Here is a 22,797-nt window from a genome sequence, read left to right as displayed (position 1 = left end):
GAGTCATGCCGTGTGGCTTCGTCCTGCGGCGACCGCAGCCAGGAACCATTCGCCGACCGGGACGTGTGACGCGTCGACGGCTCGCTTCGCTGCCTTCTTATCGGCATACGTTATTTCCGGGAGCGTGCGAGCGGATACCGTCCGCCGCGGCGGCGGTTCTGTCTCAGTGAGCAGTGATCAGAATCGACGAGCAGTTCGCCGGATGGGGGAGTTGGAATGCCGGGGGGCTTCTTTCGATCGAATTCTCGGTGAGTGGTCAGTTCGTGGTAACGGCGGTGAGGTCGCCGGTCAGCACGCCGTCCCGGATCGGCATGCAGGTGTGCGGGAATTCCTGGACGACCTCGACACCCAGGGTGTCGAGACGATCGAGCAGTTCGGGCAGGTGCTTCATGGCGCCGGTCGGCAGATCGTGGATGACGACCAAGCTCCACTGCTGGTCGCTGATCTGGTCGAGACAGCGCCGCACCCACCGGTCGGGCTCATCCCAGTCGTGCGGGATCGCCGACCACAGTACGCAGGTGTAGCGGTGTCGGCACAGGTAATCGATGGCCGGCGTGCTGAACACCCGGCGGCTCAGCACACCACCACCGGCGTAGGGACGGAACAGTTTGCCCGGATGCGCCAAAGGACCCAATAGCTGCTGGGCCGCGCCGATCTCGCGGTCGGGCAGATCCGGATCGTCGCTGTCGCCGAACTGCACCGAGTGGCTCATAGTGTGGTTGCCGATCCAATGTCCCTCGCGGGCAGCGCGTCCGCCAGCGCACGTTCGTCCTCGCCGACGAGCCGATCACCGATGACGAAGAAACTCGACTTGATACCGCGCTCGGAGAGAACGTCGAGCACCTCGGCCGTCGCCTCGGTCGGCCCGTTGTCGAAACTGAGGGTGAGCTTCACGCGATAGTCCCATCGTTGTTCCAGGCACCCCGGACGCGCAGTCCCGCCACGATCATGTCCGCCACGAACTCCGCGTGCTGCCGCACCGCATCCGGACCCATGGGGTCGAGGGGGTCGAGCATCCGTGCGAACGGCACCTGGCTGAACGGCGAGGTCCCCCCGTGCGCGACCAGGAAATGCAGACTGCGCACATCGGCGCTGGTCATCACCCCGGCATCGACGAGCACCTTCAGTGGCGCGGTCAGTCGCGTGTAGAGCGGTTGCACGTGCGCCTCGAACAGGTAGTCCAATCGAGCGCTGGCCGCCGCGCCCTCCACGGAGACCAGGCGCAGGATGTCGGGGTGGCGAGCGTGCACCTCGAGGAATCGCACGATCGCCAGGCGCGCGGCGTCGAGAACGCCGACCGCGGCCAACTCCAACTCCAGATCGAGTTCCTCGGCGACCGCGCTGAAGGCCCGGTCCACCGCCGCGCGCCACAGTCCCTCCTTGGAACCGAAGCGCTGATGGATCAGATTGTGGCTTACGCCCAGCTCCCGGTTGAGCGCGGCGACGGAGGTGCCCTCGAAGCCCTGCTCGGCGAACATCGCCAGCGCCCGAGCCAGGATGTCGTTCGTCGCGGCGGGTGATTCCTCCGCCGACGAGGGGCGCCCGCGGCGCTTGGCAGTGGTCATGCGGCCAGTCTAGAACAAAATATTGACGATCATCAATTTTTCCGTCTAATCTGGGTTGCCCCAGTTAGTTGATGGTCATCAATTTTAGGAGGATGGACCATGACACGGCAACGTAGCCGTCGACCGCGTGCGCAGCGATCCGCGCTTCGGCCATTCGGTGTGCTGGCGACCCTGGGCGGGACCGGGCACAACTGGTTCGAACGCTGGGCCGGGGTCGGGGTCTTCTTGGAACCGTGGCTGGGCAGGCGGGCCACCAACGTCCTGTGGTCAGTGGCACCGGCCTTGCTGCTGCGCAGCGCTCGTCCGCGCGGGCGAGCCGACGAAGCGGTACTGGCGTTCAATGCCGGGGTATCGATCGCATCGGTAGTGGTCCACTTCGTGGACTGGCCGTGGTCGCGCCGACTGGGCATCTTCCCTTGGCTGGATGAGGCCGAGGGCATGGAGCAGAATCTGCTGCCTCCCTACAACACGGTGCTGTGGCTGTGGGGAATCGGCGGCGTGGGGGCGGTCTTGACCGAGACACGGCGCGCCGACCTGAAATTCGTCGCGGCCGGTCTGCTCACCGGGCCGCTGCTGCTGGCATCGGCGCGCCACCACTTCGCCTGGGCGCGCGAACAGGCAAACCACACCTCCGGTGGGGACGGCCAGTGGAGTTCGGCGTTCATCGACACCACGGACCGGACCGAGTCCGGTCGGCCCGGATCTGCGCTCGACGTACCGCGTTCCTGATCTGCCCGCCACCTCGCCGCGAACACGGTGAGCGGCTCGACAACGGCACGGCGACCTCCGGAAGGAGACGGCGACGAAACGTGAAGAACACATCATCGGCGACAGCTTCGTCTAGCGATACGCCGACGCCTCGGCCAATCCGCGCTCGAGCCCGCGACCGGCGGCTGCGAACGCAAGCGTAAGATCCTGCGCGTCCTGTTCGTGATGGCCGATGGGAGGTCGGTGAGCCAGTGGATCCCGCGCTCCGGCTCAGTCGGGCTGCCCCGGGTCCCTCGACGCTTCGGACGTCTCGGATCTGCAGTCCCCCTGGCCTGCGATGCGCAGGCTCGGTCGACTTCACCACCCGCGAAACCTGGCGCGAGGCTGTCTCGGAACTGACCGCCAGGGACCACGACGTCCACTTGGACCTGTCCGGCCTTACGTTCATCGACACTTACGGAACCTCGATTTTGGTAGAAGCCGCCACCCGATCCTCGGAGGTTCGGCGAATCGTGGTACATCGGCCCCCGGCGATGATGCTTCGGGTACTCGCGGTGTTCTGGCCCTCTCTACAGACGATCGAGGTAGTGCACACATGAGCTTGCCTGGCGTTACCGACCCATTCGTGCACCCCGCGCTGTTCTACCGCGACACGGCGGAGTACCTCGCGGGCACCCTCGGCTTCATCCGCCAAGGACTCGAGAACGGCGAACCGGTCGCGGTGGCGGTCCCCGGTCCCAATCTGTCGCTTCTGCGCACTGCACTGGGCTCCGACGCCGCCTCGGTCCAGCTGATGGACATGACTGTCGAAGGCCGCAACCCGGGCCGCATCATTCCCGGCGTGCTTCGCGCCTTCGCCGACAAGTACCCCGCCGGACGCGTGCGAATCATCGGCGAACCGATCTGGGCCGGACGCTCGTCGCTGGAGTATCCAGCCTGCGTTCAGCACGAGGCTCTGATCAACGCGGCATTCACCGGGCGGGAAGTGAGCATCCTGTGTCCCTATGACACCGAGCGTCTTTCGACCGAGGTCTTGAACGACGCGCACGCTACCCACCCTGTGCTCATCGATCACGCGGGCCGGCGAACGAGCAGCGCCTACGACCCCGACCACATCGTCGACTTCTACAACAGAGAACTGCCCTCCCCACCCGCGGCCTCCGCAACCGTAGCCTTCGACGCGACGTCGCTGCCCCACATCCGGCGCCTGGCCATCGATTACGCCCGCGACGCCGGCATGCCCGAGCACCGCGAGATCGATCTCGAACTGGTGATCGCGGAGACCACCACCAACTCGGTCGTCCACGGCGGTGGGCACGGCAGGCTCACGATGTGGGCCGAGCAGAATCAGATCCGCTACCAGATCAGCGATCAAGGACACATCACGAATCGCCTCGCGGGCCGCCTGCCCGCACAGTCCTATCGCCCAGGCGGCCGCGGGCTGCTGATGGTCAACCAGCTCACCGACCTCGTCCGAATCCACACCACCCCGCACGGCACCACCATCCAGCTCCACTTCGGCTTGGATCGCGATTCGCCTTAGCACCGCGCTCTGCACCCGGCGGCACCGTCCGTGCGCACCAGCACCTTGCGGCGCGCCGACGCCCCCGCCGCTCTGCGAGCCGGAGCGCGCAAGGGCTGTCGGCGGACCGGCCCGTGACGAGTTCACTGCACTTTCGGCCTCGCGAAAGGTCTCGGAGGCAGAACTTTCCACCGTCGCCGCGTGCCGAGTTCGTACCGGACTCGCACCGGCGTCCTCGGTCGGCCGGTCTCAGCTGCCCGGGGAGTCTTGACCCGGCCCCACTTGAATACCCACCACGCACGTGTCGTCGTCGGTATCGGCATCGCTGCCGTCGAGCAATTCATCCAGACGGTCGTCCAGGGTTCCGCTGAGCTGTGCCGACCTCACGAGCAACCGTTCGATGCAGTCGTCCAGCAGCCGGTCTCGGCGCTCGATCAGCCCATCGGTGTAGAGCAGGAGAGTGTCGTCCGGCTCCAGTTGCAGTTCGGCTTCCTCGAACGTCGTCTCCGCCACAGCTCCGAGGAGCATCCCTTGGAGCAGGGGCAAGCTGGACGCCTGGCCTGCGCGCACCAGCACCGGCGGCAGGTGGCCCGCGCGGGCCCAGCGCAGGACGCGGGTCTGTGGGTCGTAGAGCCCGCAGATGGCGGTGGCGAAGATGTTGTCGGTCAGGTGGTGGGCCACCAGGTTCAGCCACGTCAGCATCTGCCCTGGACCTGCGCCGGTGGCGGCGAGGCCACGCAGGGCGTTGCGGAGCACCACCATGCCTGTGGCTGCCTTGACGCCGTGGCCGGTGATGTCGCCGACGGACACCAGGATCTGCTTGGAAGGCAGCACGACCGCGTCGTACCAGTCTCCGCCGACGGTGTATTCCTGCTCGGCGGGCCGGTATCGCACCGCTATGCGCAGACCGAACGCCTCGATGGACGGCTGCGCGTCCGGCATGATCGCCTGCTGGAGCTGCCGGGCCAGCTGGCTCTGTTCGGCGGCGTGCTGCTCGCTGTGCGCCAGCCGGTCGCGTGTCGCGGACAGCGCGACCTCGGTCCAGTGCTGCGCGGAAATGTCCTGATAGGCGCCGCGGATGGCGGCCAGGTGACCTGCCTCCAGGACCGGCTCGGCGACGATCCGGATATGCCGGGTCACGCCGTCCGGCCGGATCAAGCGGAAGGCCGTGGAAGCCGAGCGGCGGTAGCGCAGCAAGGTCCGCAGGAACCGGTCGACGGCATTCACGTCGTCGTCGTGGACGTGCCCCGGCAGTTGCGCGAGCGGGATCGGCTCCGCGGTGGGCGCGAGCCCGTAGAGAGCGAAAAGTTGACTGCTCCAAGTGATCTCGCCGCTTGCGGCGTTCTCTTCGAACCCGCCGACGCGGCCGAGGCGCTGTGCGTGCTGCAGCAGCGCCGCCAGCCGCGCCGTCTCGTCCTCCACCCGCCATACCAGCAGCACGGTGTCGCCGTGGCGGCTGATGCTGAGGGCGGTCGAGACGGTCAGCGGTACTTGGCCGACCAGTTCGGTCAGCATCATTCGGTCGGCACGGTAGGTCTCGCCGGTGGCGAAGACGTGCTCGATCCGCTCGAACAGCTGCCCGTCACTCGCCGCCATGGGGTACGCCTCGAGCAGCAACGCGCCGTTGACCAGACCGCGCGGACGCCCGGCCGGGTCGACGAAGCAACTGTTGACGTGGTGGATGCGGAAGTCGGCGAGCGCGCCGTCCTCGCCGAGGTGGGGCAGCAGCACGAGCGCCGGGTCGAAAAGGCCGTCCGCGAGTCGCACGAGATCCGCGACACCGGGGCGGTCCGGCGCCCGCACGGCGGCGAGGTCCGCCTCCAAGGTGTGTGCGCACAGCTCGGCCAGTGCCTCCAACTGCCGGAGCACCTGGGGCGGCTGTGGTTCGAGCGGTTGCGGCCAGCACACCTCGAGGACGCCGAGCAGCTTGCCCCCCGCGCCCGCCGGAATCGCCGCCCTGCCGCCCTCGCGGTCACCGATGGACGGCGGCCCGGCCCGGTTCAGGTCATCGATCCATACCGCGTTGCGCTCCATCAGCGCCTGCCGGGCCGGAGTCACCACACCGGGCGGCACGTATCGCCAGCGCTCGGCCTCGTGGGGGCCGATGCCGGCGAAACCGGACAGGGTCAGCGACGCGTCGGCGCCTGCGGACCAGATCGCCACGGCGGTGGCGCCCAGCGGCGTCAGAGCGTGCTCCAGCACCGACTCCGCGACACGTTGACTGTCACCGGCTGCAAGCAGCCCGCTTTCGGCCGTACGCAAGCGCACGGCCGCGGATGGCTCTCCCGGTGAGGCGGCGCGCAGCAAGAACTCGCCCACCACCGCGCTGACCTTGTCCTGGGCCGACTGGTCGACCAGTTCGGCGGCCAACTCGAGCGGTGTGATGCCCGCTCGCTCGGCGAGGGCCTCGAGTTGCCGTGCCGCCTGCGCGGGCCCGCAGTGCAGCCGTTCGACCAGAACGCCTTTGGCCATCTCGATCAGCGCGCGTCCGTCGGCGGTGGCCTGGGCCTGTTGGATTTGCGCACGCAGCCGCTCTACGGTGGCCGCGAGGCGGTGGACCGCGGGGCCAACGGGCGAGGGAGCGTCAGCTGCCGCGCCGGCCTCGGTGTAGGGGTTGTCCAGGTCGGTCATCAGGCATCCAGCCAGTGCTGGATGCACGTGATCAAGGCGTCCGCGTCGACCGGTTTGGTGACGTAGTCGTTGGCTCCGGAGGCGAGGCTCTTCTCGCGGTCGCCCAGCATCGCCTTGGCTGTCACGGCGATGATCGGCAGGCTCTCGTACCGTGGCATCTCGCGGATCGTCGCCGTCGCGGTGTAGCCGTCCATCTCGGGCATCATCACGTCCATCAGGACCAGGTCCGTCTCTGGGTGGGCGATGAGCTTGTCGATGCCCTCCCGCCCGTCCTCCGCGTGCAGAACGCTCATGCCGTGCAGTTCGAGGATGCTGCTGAGCGCGAAGAGGTTGCGGGCGTCGTCATCGATGATGAGCACCGTGCGGCCGGCGAGCTTGCCGTCCGGCCGCTGTGGCGCCGGGGCGGATGCATCTTCGCGACGGACCAAGGGCAGCATGTCGCCGGGTGCCTCGGCGGTGACGTGCAGCGCGATCCGCTCCCGCAGATCGTCCAGGCTGGACAGCAGCTCCAGCGGCTGGCTTGTGGCGCGATGTTGCAGCATGCGTTCCTGCTCGGCGTCGAGCCGGCGGTTGTGAACCAGTACCGGGACGCTTCTCAATGCGACGTCCCCGTCCATCGTCTCCAGGAACCGCAGCGCGGCGCCGTCGGGCAAGTCCAGCTCGAGCACGACGCAATGGAACGCTTCGGCGGCCATCGCCGCCACCGCCTCTTCCACCCCCACCGTAGTGACGACCTGAACCGGACTACGCGGGTCGTTGCTGTCGGCCAGTTCGGCGACAGCGCTCTGCGCGACCAGCGACAGCAGGCCTTGCGGGCGCTCCTCGACGACCAGGAGCCTGCGGTGCTGTTGAGGTGTGGGAGCAGGGGTGCGCTCCGGCCGACTGTCGGCCTGCTGCGTGTCGTCCCGCTCGCGAGGCGGTGCCTCCTGGAAGTCCGGCCGCGCCACCGGGAGGTAGAGGGTGAACGTGCTGCCCTCGCCCAGCGTGCTTTCGGCGCTGATGGCGCCGCCGAGCAGGTAGGCGATCTCCCGGCTGATCGACAGACCCAGACCGGTGCCGCCGTACTTGCGGCTGGTGGTGCCGTCGGCCTGCTGGAAGGCGCCGAAGATCGACTCGAGCTGGTGTTCGGCGATGCCGATCCCGGTGTCGATCACCCGGAACGCGACGGCCGGGCCGTGCTGGCGCACTGCGGCGGGCAACTCGCTCGCCTCCGCCGGTTCGATCCGCAGCTGTACCGACCCGGTCTCGGTGAACTTGACCGCGTTGGACAGCAGGTTCCGCAGCACCTGCCGCAGCCGCGAGTCGTCGGTGAGCAGGTCCGACGGCAGGCCGGGTGCGGTCGTGACGCGGAAGCGCAGACTCTTCTGGGTGGTCATCGGCCGGAAGGTGGCCTCGAAGTAGTCCAGCAACTGACGCAACGACACGCGTTCGGGCGTGAGGTCCATCTTGCCCGCCTCCACCTTGGACAGGTCGAGGATGTCGTTGATCAGCTGGAGCAGATCCGAGCCCGCCGAGTGGATGATGCCCGCGTACTCCACCTGCTTGGGCGTGAGATTGCGGCTCGGGTTCTGGGCCAGCAGCTGGGCGAGGATGAGCAGACTGTTGAGCGGGGTGCGCAGCTCATGGCTCATGTTGGCCAAGAATTCCGATTTGTACTTCGACGCGAGCGCGAGTTCTTGGGCACGGGTCTCGAGTTCCTGCCGCGCCTGCTCGATCTGAAGGTTCTTGGCTTCGATGTCGCGGTTCTGCATGGCCAGCAGTGCCGCCTTGTCCTCCAGCTCGGCGTTGGATCGCTGCAGTTCCTCCTGCTGCACTTGCAATTCCTCGGAACGGGCTTGCAGTTCGGTGGTCAGGCGCTGGGATTCGACCAGTAGCTCGTCGGTGCGGGCGTTGGCGATGATGGTGTTGACGTTGACGCCGACCGTTTCCATCAGCTGGTCGAGGAAATCCCCGTGGATGCGGGTGAAGCGGTGCACGGAAGCCAGCTCGATCACGCCGAGGACCTGTTCCTCCACCACGATCGGCAACATGAGCAGGTTCACCGGTGCGGTCTGCCCGAGCCCGGAGGAGATGGTGACGTAATCGCCAGGCACATTCTCCACCGCGATCGTGCGGCGACTGCGTGCGGCCTGGCCTACCAGGGACTGGCCGAAGGCGAACCGCGACGGGCTGCCCGGTTCCTCCGGGCTGCCATAGGAGCTGATCAGCCGCAGCTCCGGCCGCTCGTCGCTGTCGTCGGCGAGGTAGAACGCGCCGAACTGCGCGGAAACCAACGGCACCAGCTCGTCCATGATCAGCCCGGCCACCACGTGCAGGTCGCGTTGACCCTGCATGAGACCGGAGATACGAGCGAGATTGGTCTTCAGCCAGTCCTGATCCTGGTTGGCCTTGGTGGTCTCGCGCAGCGACTCCACCATCGCGTTGATGTTGTCCTTCAACTCCGCGACCTCACCGGAGGCCTCCACGGTGATGGAGCGGGTCAGGTCGCCCTCGGCAACGGCGCTGGTGACCGCGGCGATCGCGCGGACCTGGCGGGTCAGGTTGCCCGCCAACTCGTTGACGTTCTCGGTCAGCCGTTTCCATGTGCCCGAGACGCCCTCGACCTCGGCCTGGCCGCCCAGCCGCCCCTCCGATCCCACCTCGCGGGCGACGCGGGTGACCTCGGCCGCGAACGCGGACAGCTGGTCGACCATCGTGTTGATCGTGGTCTTCAACTCGAGGATCTCGCCGCGCGCGTCCACGTCGATCTTGCGGGTCAGATCGCCTTGCGCGACCGCGGTGGTGACCTGGGCGATGTTGCGGACCTGGTTGGTCAGATTGTTCGCCATGGAGTTGACGTTGTCGGTCAAGTCCTTCCACGTGCCCGCCACATTCGGCACGCGTGCCTGGCCGCCGAGCATGCCCTCGGTGCCGACCTCGCGGGCGACGCGTGTGACCTCGTCGGCGAACGCGGACAGCGTGTCGACCATCGTGTTGATCACCCCGGCAAGTGCCGCGACCTCGCCCTTCGCCTCCACGGTGATCTTCTGACTCAGATCACCGCGCGCCACCGCCGTGGCGACCTGAGCGATCGAACGCACCTGGCCGGTCAGGTTCGACGCCATCACGTTGACGTTGTCGGTCAGGTCCTTCCACGTGCCCGACACGCCCCGCACAGTCGCCTGGCCACCGAGATTGCCCTCGGTGCCGACCTCGCGGGCCACGCGGGTGACCTCGTCGGCGAACGCCGAGAGCTGATCGACCATCGTGTTGATGGTCTCTTTCAGCTCCAGGATCTCGCCACGGGCGTCCACCCTGATCTTCTGACTCAGATCGCCACGGGCCACCGCGGTGGTGACCTGGGCGATCGAACGCACCTGCGCGGTGAGGTTGTCGCCCATGACGTTGACCGACTCGGTGAGGTCCTTCCAGGTACCGGAGACGCCCTTCACGTCCGCCTGCCCGCCCAGCCTGCCCTCGGTGCCGACCTCGCGGGCCACGCGGGTGACCTCGTCGGCGAACGCTGAGAGCTGATCGACCATCGTGTTGATGGTGCTCTTCAGCTCCAGGATCTCGCCACGGGCGTCCACTCTGATCTTTTGCGACAGATCACCCTGCGCCACCGCGGTTGCCACCTGAGCGATCGAACGCACCTGCGCGGTCAGGTTGCCCGCCATGAAGTTCACCGAGTCGGTGAGGTCGCGCCAGGTGCCCGAGACGCCCTTCACATCCGCTTGGCCACCGAGGATGCCCTCGGTGCCCACCTCGCGTGATACCCGCGTGACCTCGTCGGCGAAAGACGACAGCTGATCGACCATCGTGTTGATGGTGTTCTTCAGCTCGAGGATCTCACCACGGGCGCTCACTGTGATCTTCTGGCTCAAGTCGCCTCGCGCCACCGCGGTCGTCACCTGCGCGATGTTGCGGACCTGGTCGGTCAGGTTTCCCGCCATGAAGTTCACCGAAGCGGTGAGGTCGCGCCACACGCCACCGACGCCGGGCACCTCCGCCTGACCGCCGAGCCGGCCCTCCGAACCGACTTCGCGCGCGACGCGGGTGACCTCGTCCGCGAACGCGGACAGCTGGTCCACCATCGTATTGACCGTGTTCTTCAGCTCGAGGATCTCACCGCGTGCGTCCACGTCGATCTTCTGGGACAGGTCGCCCCGCGCCACCGCGGTCGCGACCTGGGCGATGTCGCGCACCTGGCTGGTGAGGTTGCCCGCCATCGCGTTCACCGAGTCGGTGAGGTCCTTCCAGGTGCCGGACACGCCGGGCACCTCGGCTTGACCACCCAGCCGCCCGTCCGTGCCGACCTCGCGCGCGACCCGGGTGACTTCCGAGGTGAACAGCGACAGCTGGTCCACCATGCCGTTGAACACCGTCGCGATCTCGCCGAGCAACCCGTCGGCGTCCGTCGGCAACCGGGTGCCGAAATCGCCGTCGCGCACGGCTGTCAATCCGGCCAGTAGCTGGCGCAACTCGACCTGATCCGCGGCCGTGACAGCCTGCCTCGATGCGGTGCGGGCAGGTGCCGCCGTGTCAGTCATGCTCATCCTCGCTCTGCCCCACCCCATTCGGACGCGATGCCGCGCACGACGGGATCGCCGACCAGCGGTGCTGTGCTGGCTGCTGAACACAGAGACACCCGCGCATATCGCTTTGAAACTATCATTCACGAGACGCGATGCCCGGCGTCCGGTTTCGCGGAACCGATTTGGAAGGGCCCAACGGCCCAGCCCGCAGCAGCATGGCCATCGGGTTCGGCACGCGAAAGGAGCGCTGCATCCAGCCATGTGGCTGTGATGCGTGCGCGGCATGCAAGGGGACGTAGGTCGCCGATGGTAAGCATGCGAGATCGGTCGAGAGAGGGACCTTCGCCAAGGCTCGTTCAATCCAGCTGAGTTGGGGGCCGGGCACCGCCCCGTGACCGCTTCGCTCAGCGCGCACAGCGGCTACTTAAGACTGGTGTCAGGGCTTTTGCCGCTCACCTGACTTCAGGAACCTCCGCCGGGCATGGGTGGCGATGGGTGGAGCTGTGCGGGTGGCGATTTCGGCCAAGTCTGTGGCGCTGGTGATTTGGGTGATACTGGCGGGGTGAACGGGACTTGGGAGGCGTGGGGTGGGGTCGTGGTGGCCGCGATCGCCGCGATACCGGTAGCTGGTCTCGTGGCCTGGTGGCTGGTTGGGCCGCGCGGGTGGCGGGCGGCGCTGTGCGATGTCGGGATGGTGACGGGTACGGCGCCGTGGTTGTGGATGATCCTCACGCCGACCGGAACGGGTCGTTCGCTGAATCTCGTGCCGCTGCGTGATCTGGCCGAGCAACTGGCCGACGACCGGGTGATCGAGCAGTTCGGCGGGAATCTGTTGGTCTTCGCCGTACTCGGCTTCCTGTTGCCCGTGCGCCGACCCTGGTTCGCCCGCTCGTACCGCATCCTGTTGGCGGGAGCAGCAGCTTCGATCGCGGTGGAGACTGCACAGTTCGCCCTCGCAATCGGCCGTCACTCATCCGTCGACGACGTGCTGTTGAACGCGGCCGGTGCATGCCTGGCGGGCCAGCTTTCACGACATCTGTGGGCGTCGCGCGCAATTACCGGCCGTTCCGAGCCGGCTTTACCCGAAGAGCCGACACGGGGCATCGTCTCCGAGCGATACGGCGTCCTCCAGCCCACCTTCCCCGAGTAGGGAGATCATCGAGAAAGTGCGTGGCCGCTGGGGCGATGCCAGCCATCCACGACGAGCTGCCCCGATAAACAGATCCCACACTGGAGACCGATCCCGCTGGATGCACGGAAATCGGCATGAGCGCGCACTCGAGTTCACTAGAGCCAGCTCGGTGATCGGCCGGGGGAGTGGTTCCGAGGTGTTGCCGAGCGGCGGTTGGACCCGTGAGCCGCGTGTAGAGATTATTCGGCTTCGGAACGAAGAGTTGAGCTCTCAACAGGGGTTTGACGTGCAGCGCGAGCGAAACCCTGTTCCCCGTCGGGTGAAAGCGGTTCGCTGCCGGGTGGGTGGATGGGCTCCGGGCGAGTGATGACCAAGCGGCGGATGGCTCGCATGTACTCGTCCTCGGGTGAAAGCGGTTCGCTGCCGGGAGGATAGAGCGGCTCCGGGCGAGTTCCGAATAGGTAGTCGCGGAAGGCTCGCAGGTACTCGTCCAGGTCCCGTTGATCGGCGAACCTGGTTTCGGTCGCGTCGAACCATTCATCCGGTGTCGGGCGCCACGCGATCATGTAGTCGAGAGCTTCGCGCACCATGTCCCCGTAGGTCGGATCCGTGGCGCAGACGGCGCGAAGCGCTGGGGCGCTGAGCCGCATTCCGCGGCCGTACTCGGCGTGGTGCATGGTCACCAGCGGCCACAGCAGCCCATTGATATGCGGGATTTCGTCCCGCCATGTGGTTTTCGTGTGTAGTGTCTCGCTGACCCGCATTCGGCGGCCCGATGCTGTGACGGGTGTCGGGTATTCGGAAGGCGCGCCTCTTCGGTCGATGGCGCGGGTCGGCCCGGTTTCAAGATTCACGGGTGGATACCACACGCCGCGCCACACCGGGACGCCGAGATAGCGAGGATTCACCGGCAGTGGCTCGGCCAGTGAGATGTCGGCCGTAATTCGGCGCACAGGTGGCATCGGCTCGTCGGGGAACAGCTTCACCACCATCGACAGGCAATCCGGTACGTCGAATCCAGTCACGCCGACGCCCTGCCGGAACCGTGGGTCGGAGCACTGCTGTGGGTCGAATCTGATCCAGTACCGCCGCGGCGTGGTCATCCGCGATGTCCTTCCATCGGCATCAATGTCGAACGCTGACCCGATGGTCCCAGAGCTGATCGGCGTCTACCACTCGATAATCGGCAGAAGCGGATGTTCGTCGAGTTCGGACGTAGGGTGAGGTCCCGTGGAGTCAGACAGCAAGCTAGAGGACTTACGGTCAGTGCTCTCCTGCGTTTTCGAGAAGCTCGGTGCCGAGAGCCTCACCGAGCCCGACCGGATCGAGTTGGTGGCGCGCGCCGAGGTGGTTCAGGACCAGATCGACGCGATCGAGGATGTCATCGACGACGAGGAGCGCGTACGCGTGGGAACGACGCCCGTGCCTTCGGGTGATCGGCTGTTCTGAGGCGGCGTTGAACCGCGCGGGTCGCGACAACACCGTGCGTTCGAAGCCGAGACTCGGGGTGCTCGCGCAGCGCATTCGTTCGGTAGCGGTGGCCGCCGATGCGCGCGGCGCCAGTGTCGAATTCGGTGAACCGCTTCAGATTGTTCATGCCGCACGTCGCGCTCCCCGAGGCAGTGGAACAAGGTCGAGGCTGCAACGGGATCTGGCTGCCCACCGATGACACGGCGCGCGGGCACGGCATCCAGTGATCGTCGCCGACACCTGGAACGGCTGGTACTACAGCTCCGCCGACGTCACGGTGTCCACGGCGGCCTTCCTGTCCTGGGCGGGTCCGGGGCAGCGGCCGCCGAACACCCCGTTCGTAGACTCGAAGCATGACGGTGCGTGCTGAGGAGACCGTGCTGCCGCCGAGCCTGGTGGATTTGGCGGTGCGGCATGTGCGGTCGGAGGTACTGAGCGGGGCGTACGCGCCGGGCGATCGGATCGGCGAGGAGGCGCTGTGCGCCCGGCTGGGCACCAGCCGGGCGCCGGTGCGGGAGGCGCTGCGGCTGCTGGTGCAGGAGGGGCTCATCGAGCATCTGCCGCGCCGCGGCTTCCGGGTGGTGGTGTGGTCGGCCACGGACGTGCGGCAACTGTTCGAGCTGCGGCGGGTCCTGGAGCGGCACGCGGTGGAGAGCGCGTTTCCGCTGCCAGCCACGGGAGATCCGCTGCGCGCGGTGCGCGCCGCGCTGGCCGACATGCGGGCGGCCGACGGCTGCGGCGACGACTTCGAGCGGGACAACGCGCACCGCCGCTTCCACGCCGCGATCGTCGCGCTGGCCGGCCATCGGCAGCTGGATCTGGCCTATGCGCCGATCCTGCTGAAGCTGCAGCTGCCGATGGCCCGCAACCTGCGGGAGGAGGCGCGGGCCACGCACCGCCGCGACGGGGTGCGCCGGCACGCCGCGCTGCTGGCCGCCCTGGAGACCAACGACCGGGACATCGTGCTGGAGGAGATGCGCACGCACGGCGAGCTGGCCTACCTCGATCTCGAATTCCGCTGACCGGCAACACAGCCGAAACACACGAACACACCGGGCTTCACGCATTCTGTCGACAATCGACAAATGCGCAGCACGGGACCCAGCATCGCCGAGATCCTGCATTCACACGAAAGCGGTAGCGGCTCACCGACGAACACCGCGGCGCGGGTCGCCGACGCGATCACCGCCAACGGCGACGACGGCACCTGGATCACGCCGGTGCCCCGCGCGCAACTGCTGGCCGCGGCGGCCGAGATCGAGCGGCGGCCGGGCGCGCGCACGCTGCCGCTGTACGGCGTGCCGTTCGGGGTGAAGGACAGCATCGATGTCGCGGGCTGGCCCACCACCCTGGCCTGCCCCGACTTCGCCTATACGGCAACCGGAACCGCCCCGGCGGTGCAGCGCCTGCTGGACGCGGGCGCGCTGTTCGTCGGCAAGACCAACCTGGATCAGTTCGCCACCGGGCTGAACGGCACCCGTACCCCATACACCATCCCTCGCAGCGTCTTCGGCGGCGACCTCGTCTGCGGCGGGTCCAGCTCCGGCTCCGCGCGGGCGGTGGCCCTGGGCGAGGTGCCGTTCTGCGTGGCCACCGATACCGCCGGGTCCGGCCGGGTCCCGGCCGCGCTCAACGGCATCGTCGGCTGGAAGCCGTCGCGCGGGTTGATCAGCGCGGTCGGGCTGGTCCCGGCGTGCAAGTCGCTGGACTGCGTCACCCTCACCGCGACCTCGATCGAGGACCTCGACCGGGTCTTCGACGTGATCGCGGCGGTGGACCCGGACGATCCCTGGAGCCGCCCCCGCGGGCCGCGCCACCGCGGCGGTCGGCTGCGCGCCGGGCTGCCCGCGGCGGCGGAGCTGGAGTTCTTCGGCGACACGGTGTTCCGTGATGCGCACCTGACGCTGCGGGAGCGCCTGTCCGGGCTCGGATTCGACTGCGTCGCGACCACTCTGGAGCCGTTCCTGGCGGCGGGCGAGCTGCTCTATCAGGGCCCCTGGGTGGCCGAGCGGCTGGTGGAGTTCGGCGACTTCCTGGCCGATCATCCGGACTCGATACTGCCGACAGTGCGCGAAATCCTCACCGGTGGCTACCGGTTCGACGCGGTGGACGTGTTCCGGGCGCAGCAGCGGCTACAACGGCTGCGCGCGCGGGTGGCCCGGATGTGGGCCGACTTCGACGTGCTGGTGCTGCCCGCCATCGGCACCACCTTCACCGTGGCGCAGGTGCTGGCCGATCCTGTCGCCACCAACACCGTGCTCGGGCACTACACCCATTTCGGGAATCTGCTCGACCTCACCGCCGTGGCGGTGCCGGTGGGCGTGACCGGCGACGGACGGCCGCTGTCGGTCATGGTGGCCGGTCCCGCGCTCGCTGACGACACCGTGCTGGCGGCCGCGGCGCGCATCCTCGACGAACCCCGCACGGTGGTGACCGCCGCGGCCGCCGCCCGAGCAGCGAAGGAGCGGTAATGACCGCCACACAGTCCATTCCGGCGCGGCCGGGACCCTTCCGATACGAGCCGGGCACCCTGGCCCTGCTGATCATCGATATGCAGCGGGACTTCCTGCTGCCCGGCGGCTTCGGCGAGAGCCTCGGCAACGACGTCGGACTGCTGCGCACTGTGATCGAGCCGCTGCGCGCGCTGCTGGCCGCCGCCCGCGCGGCGGGGGTGCCGGTGCTGCACACCCGGGAGGGTCACCGGCCCGACCTGTCCGATTGCCCCCCGTCGAAGCTGGTGCGCGGCAACCCCTCCCAGCGCATCGGCGACCCGGGGCGGTTCGGCCGCATCCTGATCCGCGGCGAGTACGGCCACGACATCGTCGACGAGCTGGCACCGCTGCCGGACGAGGTCGTGATCGACAAGCCGGGCAAGGGCGCCTTCTACGCCACCGGCCTCGCCGACGAATTGCAGCGCGGGGGCATCCGCTCCCTGCTGGTCACCGGGGTCACCACCGAGGTGTGCGTGCACACCACCGTGCGCGAAGCCAACGACCGGGGCTACGAGTGCCTGGTCGTGTCCGACTGCGTCGGTTCCTATTTCCCCGAATTCCAGCGAGTGGGGCTGGAGATGATCGCGGCACAGGGCGGCATTTTCGGCTGGGTCGCCGATTCGGCCGCTGTCGTCGCCGCGCTGACCACCCCCGCCCAGCTCGACCCTTCGCCGATACGCCCGGTCTAGTGAACAGGAAAGCCGATGTCCCTCGAAACGCAACCCAGTGACACTGCACCCGCCGAGGAACCCGCCGCCCTCCGCTTGCCCTGGTGGACGCGCGGCGACACCAACGCCTACTTCGGGCTCTGCTTCAACGTCCTGGTCAACGTGCTCACCCTCACCACGCTGTCCATCACGGTGGTGAACATCTCCAGCAAGGACGTGCTGGGCAGCGTGCTGCCCGCGCTGGGGGTGGCCCTGGTGCTCGGCAACCTCTACTACGTGCTGCTGGCCCGCCGCCTCGCTCGCCGCGAACAGCGGGCGACGGTGACGGCTCTGCCGTACGGACCCAGCGTGCCGCACATGTTCATCGTGGTGTTCGTGGTCATGCTGCCGATCTATCTGGGCAGCCACGATCCACTGAAGGCGTGGTCGGCGGGCCTGGCCTGGGCGTTCCTGATCGGCGTGATCGTCATGATCGGCGGCTTCGTGGGCCCCTACATCCGCCGCATCACCCCGCGCGCGGCAATGCTCGGCACGCTGGCGGGCATCTCGATCACGTTCATCTCCATGCGCCCGGCCGCGCAGATGTGGGAGGCCGCGTGGATCGCGCTGCCCGTGCTTGCGATCATCCTGATCGGCTTCTTCACCGACGTGCGGCTGCCCGGCAACGTCCCGGTCGGCCTGGTGGCGCTGCTGATCGGCACGGCGATCGGCTGGATCGGCGGGTTCATGTCGGTGCCGGACGTCAGCAAGGCCGCGCACGACATCGCGATCGGGCTGCCGACCCTGCACCTGCACTTGCTGTTCACCGGCCTCGGCAATCTCAGCCCGCTGCTGGCCACGGCGATTCCGCTGGGCGTCTACAACTTCACCGAGGCGATGAGCAACGTGGAGAGCGCCGCGGCGGCGGGCGACAACTACAACCTGCGCAGCGTGCTGCTCGCCGACGGGCTCGGCGCCGTCGTCGGCTCAGGCTTCGGCTCGCCGTTCCCGCCCGCGGTCTACATCGGCCATCCGGGCTGGAAGGACGCCGGCGGGCGCACCGGATACTCGCTGGCCAGCGGCGTCACCATCGGCGTGATGTGCCTGCTGGGGCTGTTCGGGGTGCTCGCCACCCTGCTGCCGATCCCGGCGATCGTGCCGATTCTGCTGTATATCGGCCTGCTGATCGGCGCACAGGCGTTCCAGGCGGTGCCCAAGTTGCACGCCGTGGCGGTGGTCGCGGCGCTGATCCCGAACCTCGCCGAGTGGGCGGTCGGCCAGATCGACAACGCGCTGACGGCGGCCGGTACCACCGCCGACAACGTCGGCGACGCCGCGCTCGGCCAAGCGGGCGTGGTGTACGACGGGCTGAAGACGCTGGGCTCGGGCGGTGTGCTGGCCGGTCTGGTGCTCGGCGCGGTCGTGACCTTCATCCTGGACAAGCGCTTCGTCGCCGCGGCCACCGCGTGCGCCGCCGCCGCGGCACTGAGCTGGATCGGCCTGATCCACGCCGCCCAGATCGCCTGGGCTGCGGCACCGAAGGTGGCGCTGGGCTATCTGTTATGCGGGCTGGTCTGCCTCGCCTACTCGCGGCTGGCCGGGGCTCGGAAGCCGCTCGCGGCGGTCCCGGCAGCGCCCGAACGGTCGACGCGACCGGCAGAGGCCACACCGGCGCAGCCCGAGCCGGTGGCCGTGGAGCCCGCCGCGACGCCGCTCGACTGAGCTAACCCGTTCTGTGTGCCACGGGATTGTCAGACGGGTCTTGCAGCGGGCGGCCCGCGTTGTTGATCAACATATCGAGATTCGCCGATCGGCAGTGGTCTACGACGGTGCGAGCTAGCTCAGCTGCCGACGAGCGGTCGGCTCGGAGGAACACCGACGGTTGCGGCGCTATCCGGCGAACTCGTCGGCGAGGGTGTTCCAGAACATGAGTTCGTAGTTCTGGAAGAGTCTGGCGTACAGGTGGGCGTCGTTCGGATTCAGTCGGTCGGTGTCGATTCCGGCCTGGATTGCGGCGAGGGCCCGCTGTTCATATTCGGGGCTATCGGCCGCGAAGAAGTCGAAGAATGCGCAGGCCGGGTCGTCGAACTTGTAGTTGGTACGCATGCTGTCGGCGACCACACGGCAGTAGCGGCCGAATGCGGCGACATTCGCGTAGATACCGGCAGTCGCTGCGGAGGGTTCGGCGTTGAGCGCCAGCCACGCGACATACGCGGGATAGGCCTGACAACCCGCTCTCGGCGGCTCCATGCCCTGATCTGGTCCGGCCGCCGCCACGAGTGCGTCCAACAGAGCCAGTGCCTGCTGCTCGCCGGGCGGGAGGGCGTCGAGGAACGCTCTGACGTTCGGGTCGTCCGCCCGCGCCGCCATGGCGTGGAAGCTGCGCCAGTCGCTGCTTATGATGCGCTGTTCCTCGGCGGCGATCGCGGCGAATACCGCGCGTGGCGCCTTGCCCACCGAGATCAGCGGAACCATGCGATTGTCGTCGTCGTGCGGGGCCAGCTCGGCCTGGATCCCGTAGAGCAGGTCACGAGCGGTAAGGGTCATCGGGAACCTCCCTGTGGGAATGCTTCCATTCAAGCGCTGTTCGCCCGCCCGCGACAGGTGTTCAGTCGCCGTGCTCGGCATCCCAGTGTCGGCGCGCGTCGGCGATGTGGTCCTTGTGCTCGCGCGACCAATCGGCGAGTGCGCTGATGGCCGCGGCCAGGCTCTGGCCGGTCTCGGTGAGCCGGTATTCGACCTGCGGTGGGATCGTCGGGTACGCGATCCGCTCCACCATGCCGTCGCGGCACAGGCGTTTGGTGGTCAGTGTCAGCATCCGCTGTGAGATGCCCGGAATCGCCCGCTCCAACTCACGGAAACGCCGCACTCCTCTACTCAGTTCGACGATCACCAATACCGTCCACCGATCCCCCAATCGGTCGAGCACATCGCGGATGCCGCAGTCGTCATCGCCACAGGGCCCGTCGGGAATAGTGCCCGCGACCTGCGCGGTGACCGCAGTGTTCGTGACCGACATGAAAGTGCCTCCTTATGCCGCGCGCCGCGGCCGCCGATGCTGGGTCGAATCCAGCAACTACAACAATCGGGAGTGTTGCGATGATCCTGGTAACCGGCATCTCCGGAGCCCTCGGCGGCCTCGTCCACCGCGGCCTGTCCACCCTCGACGACCTGACCGTAGCGGCGGGCAGCCGCTCCGGTGACGACATCACCACGCGCCGTATCGATTTCGACGACCCGGCGACGCTGTTCGCGGGACTGCGGGATGTCGATGTCCTGGTCCTGATTTCGGCCGGATACGCCGAAGACGATGTGGTGTTGGCCCGCCACGGTGCGGTGATCGACGCCGCCAGCGCGGCCGGTGTCCGGCACGTGATCTACACCGGTCTCGCGGGATCCGGCGATCTGACGACCATCGCCCTGCCGCACCGTTGGACCGAAAAACGTCTCGCCGCAGCACCTTTCGACGCGACCGTCCTGCGCAATGGCCTCTACGCGGAGGTGCCGGTCGGCCTCGCCGTCGCCGGTGCCGCCTCCACGGCCGAATCGGGTGTATTCGCGGCGGCATTCGGCACCGGCCGGATCTCTGTGGTGGCGCGCGAGGACCTGGCCGAGGTAGCCGTTCGGGTAGCCGCGGAATCCGAGCGTGATCTGGCTGAGGGGCGGCCCAGCAGACATGCGGGCAAGGTATACGAGCTCGAGGGTGTGACCGCGATCGGCGGCCCGGATATCGCCGAGATCCTGAGCGAATCCCTCAATCGCCCAGTGCGATACGTGCCGATATCGCTCGGCGAAACGCGGGATATGTTGCAGGGCAGTGGATTGGAGCCGTACCAGATCACGCATACACTCTCGTTGTTCGCGAATCTCGGTGCCGGACTGCTCGAGGCATCTAGCACCGACCTCCTCGAGCTGCTGCCGGGCGCACCGCGCGACGTTCGGACGCTCATCACCGACGCGGTGCGCGCGGGCGGGTTTCAGTCGGCATCGGTGAACGCGTCGCGCTGAACAGCAGGCCGGGCGAGTCAAGAATGTCCAGCTCCTGTGCGATATCGCTGTAGCGCATTCCCGACAAGATCTGGGTCCACGGATCGATCCGCGGGCGCGACGGTCACGCCGCCACACCCACCGCATCCTCGCGCAACAGCGTGAACTACCAGCGTTTCCTCGAAATGCTCGAACCGGCCAACCCCACCGGTGACATCCATGTCATCACCGACAACCTCTCCAGCCACAACAGCAAATCCACCCGCGAATGGCTCGAGGGTCACCCCCGGATCAAACATGCCTTCATCCTGGTCGGGGCATGCTGGCTCAAGCTGCAAGAGCCGAAACCCAGGACCCTACGCCGCCGTTTTATCTACCACCTTTGAGGAACGCAGCATTAGCAGGAATTGGTCAGAGGCGGAACCCGTCTGCGTCGATCGGCAGTGGAATCGTCGGCATCGAGTCCTCCCCATGCGCAACGGCGAGCAAGGCGGGGAACGAGGCAAGTTTGCGCCTCGGCCTTTCCTGAACCGCGCCGAGGTCGCGCTCGGTCCGATCGATCGCCCTCCACTCGTGCACACCGACAGCGGTGGGCCGGCGCTGCCGGACCAGTGCGTCGAGGTCCTGCGGGGTGGTTGCCGGGGTGGGAAGCAATCCTGCGGAATGGTCGGCGAGGAGTGCGGCGACAGTGTCCAGTGCGCATTTCTTGTTGGCGCCGATGCCTCCGGACGGGCCCCGCTTGATCCATCCCGCCGTGTAAACGCCGGGGATGGGTTCGCCAGTCCCGGCGAGGACTCGGCCGAAGTCGTTGGGCAGCACACCGCGGTCATGGTCGAAGGGCAGGCCGGACAGCGCAGCGCCGCGGTAGCCCACCGCCCGGAGTACCAGGCCCGCCTCGATGGTCTCTTCGATTCCGGTCGGGACAGCGCGGACGTCGCCGCCGGGGCCGTGTTCGAGCCGATTGCGAGCCACACGCACTCCGGTGACTCGTTGATCGCCCAAGATCTCCAGCGGAGAACACAAGTAGCGCAGGACAATACGGCGCGACGCACCGCGGCGGCGCTTGGTGAGTTCCGCGGCAGCCTGCGCTTTGGCCAGCCCGATCGGGTCCGATCGAAGTGCGGCGAGCTGGTCGGGATCCAATTTGGCCTCGTCGGACAAGGCGAGGACATCGGCGCCGTCGAGATCGGTCAGGGCGAGCAGCTCGGGAGTGGTGTACGCGGCCTGCGCGGGGCCGCGCCGGCCGAGCACCACGACTTCCTCGATCGTGCCTGCGGCCAGGGCGGCCAGCGCGTGGTCGGCCATATCGGTGGCGGCGAGCTCCGCGGGATCGGCGACCAGGAGGCGGGCGATGTCGAGGGCGACGTTGCCGTTGCCGACGACGACCGCACGGCGACAGGAGAGATCGAACGTGCGGTCGATGAAGTCCGGGTGGCCGTTGTACCAGTTCACGAACTCGGTTGCCGACGCGCTGCCCGGCAGGTCCTCGCCGGGAATCCCCAGGCGGCGGTCACCGGAGGCCCCATAGGCATAGACGACGGCGTGATGCGCTGCGGCCAGCTCGTCGTGGGTGATGTGGGTACCGACCTCGACGTTGAGGTGGAAGCGGAAGCGGCCATTGGCGGCGGCGCGCTCGAATACCTCGGTGACGGATTTGGTGGACGGGTGGTCGGGGGCCACGCCGCCTCGCACCAGCCCCCACGGTGTGGGCAGCCGGTCGAACATCGTGACTGTCGCGCCCGGATGCTCGAGCAGCTCGAGTGCGGCATACGCGCCTGCGGGCCCGGAGCCCACCACCGCGACTCGAAGCTCCTCGATCTCGGCCCGCGCAGCGGGCGGCGAGGCGTCGGGGATGCCGGGCGGCAGCGGGTTTCGCTGGTAATAAGCCTCCGCCAGGTCCAAGAACCGGCCTGCGGCGGGCGCGGTGTCGCGGGTGATCGCCCCGACCGGGCATTCGGCGACGCAGGCGCCGCAGTCGATGCAGCTGGCGGGGTCGATGTAGAGGGCTTCGGCGGAGGCGAAGCCCGGTTCGTCGGGGGTGGGATGGATGCAGCCGACCGGGCACACCGGCACACAGGAGGCGTCGTTGCAGCACGGCTGGGTGATGACGTGGGGCATGGCGTTCCTTG

At 67.8% G+C, this 22,797-nt stretch carries 21 protein-coding genes; 12 read left to right on the top strand and 9 right to left on the bottom strand.

All coding sequences use genetic code 11. From position 1 onward, the window contains the following. Positions 1–256: 256 nt before the first annotated feature. Genes ACL03I_RS33315 through ACL03I_RS33305 form a run of 3 tightly spaced genes read right to left on the bottom strand, consistent with a single transcriptional unit; the run spans position 257 to position 1,565 of the window. Entirely contained in the window at positions 257–712 is a 456-nt protein-coding gene (locus tag ACL03I_RS33315) for a polysaccharide deacetylase family protein (protein ID WP_412807937.1), read from the bottom strand. Then, positions 709–894 carry a polysaccharide deacetylase family protein gene (locus ACL03I_RS33310; protein ID WP_412807936.1) on the bottom strand — a complete coding sequence of 62 codons (186 nt, stop codon included), beginning with the start codon at positions 892–894 and terminating at the stop codon, positions 709–711. The genes ACL03I_RS33315 and ACL03I_RS33310 overlap by 4 nt, the downstream gene beginning before the upstream one ends. Further along, a complete protein-coding gene (locus tag ACL03I_RS33305) occupies positions 891–1,565 on the bottom strand; it encodes a TetR/AcrR family transcriptional regulator (RefSeq protein ID WP_412807935.1) in 675 nt (224 codons plus the stop codon). Before ACL03I_RS33305 ends, ACL03I_RS33310 begins: the two co-directional genes overlap by 4 nt. A 99-nt stretch (positions 1,566–1,664) precedes the next feature. Here ACL03I_RS33305 and ACL03I_RS33300 point away from each other — a divergent pair, with 99 nt between their 5' ends. From ACL03I_RS33300 to ACL03I_RS33290, 3 genes are all read left to right on the top strand, one after another. Next, positions 1,665–2,294, top strand: a complete 630-nt coding sequence (locus ACL03I_RS33300; RefSeq protein WP_412807934.1) for a hypothetical protein — start codon at positions 1,665–1,667, stop codon at positions 2,292–2,294. A gap of 230 nt (positions 2,295–2,524) precedes the next feature. Continuing rightward, positions 2,525–2,872: an STAS domain-containing protein gene (locus ACL03I_RS33295; protein WP_356964031.1), complete on the top strand. Its 348-nt coding sequence runs from the start codon at positions 2,525–2,527 to the stop codon at positions 2,870–2,872. Beyond that, positions 2,869–3,816 (top strand): anti-sigma factor RsbA family regulatory protein, encoded by a 948-nt coding sequence (locus ACL03I_RS33290; protein ID WP_412807933.1) that lies wholly within the window; start codon positions 2,869–2,871, stop codon positions 3,814–3,816. Before ACL03I_RS33295 ends, ACL03I_RS33290 begins: the two co-directional genes overlap by 4 nt. A 228-nt stretch (positions 3,817–4,044) precedes the next feature. Here the strand turns inward: ACL03I_RS33290 and ACL03I_RS33285 are convergent, their stop codons facing one another. Next, entirely contained in the window at positions 4,045–6,426 is a 2,382-nt protein-coding gene (locus ACL03I_RS33285) for a SpoIIE family protein phosphatase (RefSeq protein WP_412807932.1), read from the bottom strand. After that, on the bottom strand, positions 6,426–10,955 hold the full coding sequence (locus ACL03I_RS33280; RefSeq protein ID WP_412807931.1) for a HAMP domain-containing protein: 4,530 nt from the start codon (positions 10,953–10,955) through the stop codon (positions 6,426–6,428). Before ACL03I_RS33280 ends, ACL03I_RS33285 begins: the two co-directional genes overlap by 1 nt. Before the next feature lie 583 nt (positions 10,956–11,538). Here ACL03I_RS33280 and ACL03I_RS33275 point away from each other — a divergent pair. Next, on the top strand, positions 11,539–12,090 hold the full coding sequence (locus ACL03I_RS33275) for a VanZ family protein (RefSeq protein ID WP_412807930.1): 552 nt from the start codon (positions 11,539–11,541) through the stop codon (positions 12,088–12,090). 221 nt (positions 12,091–12,311) lie between these two features. Here the strand turns inward: ACL03I_RS33275 and ACL03I_RS33270 are convergent, their stop codons facing one another. Beyond that, complete coding sequence (locus tag ACL03I_RS33270; protein ID WP_412807929.1) at positions 12,312–13,064, bottom strand: hypothetical protein; 753 nt, start codon at positions 13,062–13,064, stop codon at positions 12,312–12,314. A 238-nt stretch (positions 13,065–13,302) separates the two neighbouring features. Here ACL03I_RS33270 and ACL03I_RS33265 point away from each other — a divergent pair, with 238 nt between their 5' ends. From ACL03I_RS33265 to ACL03I_RS33240, 6 genes are all read left to right on the top strand, one after another. Next, positions 13,303–13,521, top strand: a complete 219-nt coding sequence (locus ACL03I_RS33265; protein WP_412807928.1) for a hypothetical protein — start codon at positions 13,303–13,305, stop codon at positions 13,519–13,521. A gap of 125 nt (positions 13,522–13,646) precedes the next feature. Next, entirely contained in the window at positions 13,647–13,769 is a 123-nt protein-coding gene (locus ACL03I_RS33260) for a hypothetical protein (RefSeq protein WP_412807927.1), read from the top strand. 126 nt (positions 13,770–13,895) lie between these two features. Continuing rightward, positions 13,896–14,564 (top strand): GntR family transcriptional regulator, encoded by a 669-nt coding sequence (locus ACL03I_RS33255; protein ID WP_355079529.1) that lies wholly within the window; start codon positions 13,896–13,898, stop codon positions 14,562–14,564. 63 nt (positions 14,565–14,627) lie between these two features. Continuing rightward, entirely contained in the window at positions 14,628–16,013 is a 1,386-nt protein-coding gene (locus tag ACL03I_RS33250; RefSeq protein ID WP_412807926.1) for an allophanate hydrolase, read from the top strand. Next, positions 16,013–16,723 carry a cysteine hydrolase family protein gene (locus tag ACL03I_RS33245; protein WP_412807925.1) on the top strand — a complete coding sequence of 237 codons (711 nt, stop codon included), beginning with the start codon at positions 16,013–16,015 and terminating at the stop codon, positions 16,721–16,723. The genes ACL03I_RS33250 and ACL03I_RS33245 overlap by 1 nt, the downstream gene beginning before the upstream one ends. Positions 16,724–16,738: 15 nt before the next feature. Continuing rightward, positions 16,739–18,403 carry a regulator gene (locus ACL03I_RS33240; protein ID WP_412807924.1) on the top strand — a complete coding sequence of 555 codons (1,665 nt, stop codon included), beginning with the start codon at positions 16,739–16,741 and terminating at the stop codon, positions 18,401–18,403. Between the two features lie 168 nt (positions 18,404–18,571). Here the strand turns inward: ACL03I_RS33240 and ACL03I_RS33235 are convergent, their stop codons facing one another. Continuing rightward, the gene (locus ACL03I_RS33235) at positions 18,572–19,228 is read right to left on the bottom strand and encodes a hypothetical protein (RefSeq protein ID WP_412807923.1); all 657 of its coding nucleotides are present in this window, start codon (positions 19,226–19,228) and stop codon (positions 18,572–18,574) included. Positions 19,229–19,289: 61 nt separating this feature from the next. Further along, on the bottom strand, positions 19,290–19,700 hold the full coding sequence (locus tag ACL03I_RS33230; protein ID WP_412807922.1) for a winged helix-turn-helix transcriptional regulator: 411 nt from the start codon (positions 19,698–19,700) through the stop codon (positions 19,290–19,292). Positions 19,701–19,780: 80 nt separating this feature from the next. Here ACL03I_RS33230 and ACL03I_RS33225 point away from each other — a divergent pair, with 80 nt between their 5' ends. Together ACL03I_RS33225 and ACL03I_RS33220 are read left to right on the top strand one after the other, a co-directional pair. Beyond that, complete coding sequence (locus ACL03I_RS33225; protein ID WP_412807921.1) at positions 19,781–20,689, top strand: Rossmann-fold NAD(P)-binding domain-containing protein; 909 nt, start codon at positions 19,781–19,783, stop codon at positions 20,687–20,689. 140 nt (positions 20,690–20,829) lie between these two features. Then, on the top strand, positions 20,830–21,054 hold the full coding sequence (locus ACL03I_RS33220) for a hypothetical protein (protein ID WP_412807920.1): 225 nt from the start codon (positions 20,830–20,832) through the stop codon (positions 21,052–21,054). Positions 21,055–21,079: 25 nt separating this feature from the next. On the opposite strand, the gene ACL03I_RS33215 is transcribed toward ACL03I_RS33220, so the two are convergent. Beyond that, positions 21,080–22,786, bottom strand: a complete 1,707-nt coding sequence (locus tag ACL03I_RS33215; protein WP_412807919.1) for an FAD-dependent oxidoreductase — start codon at positions 22,784–22,786, stop codon at positions 21,080–21,082. Positions 22,787–22,797: the final 11 nt, after the last annotated feature.

Origin of the sequence: Nocardia sichangensis (assembly GCF_047200615.1) — a bacterium.
GTDB lineage: Bacteria > Actinomycetota > Actinomycetes > Mycobacteriales > Mycobacteriaceae > Nocardia > Nocardia sichangensis.
This window is presented reverse-complemented; position numbering and strand designations above follow the sequence as displayed.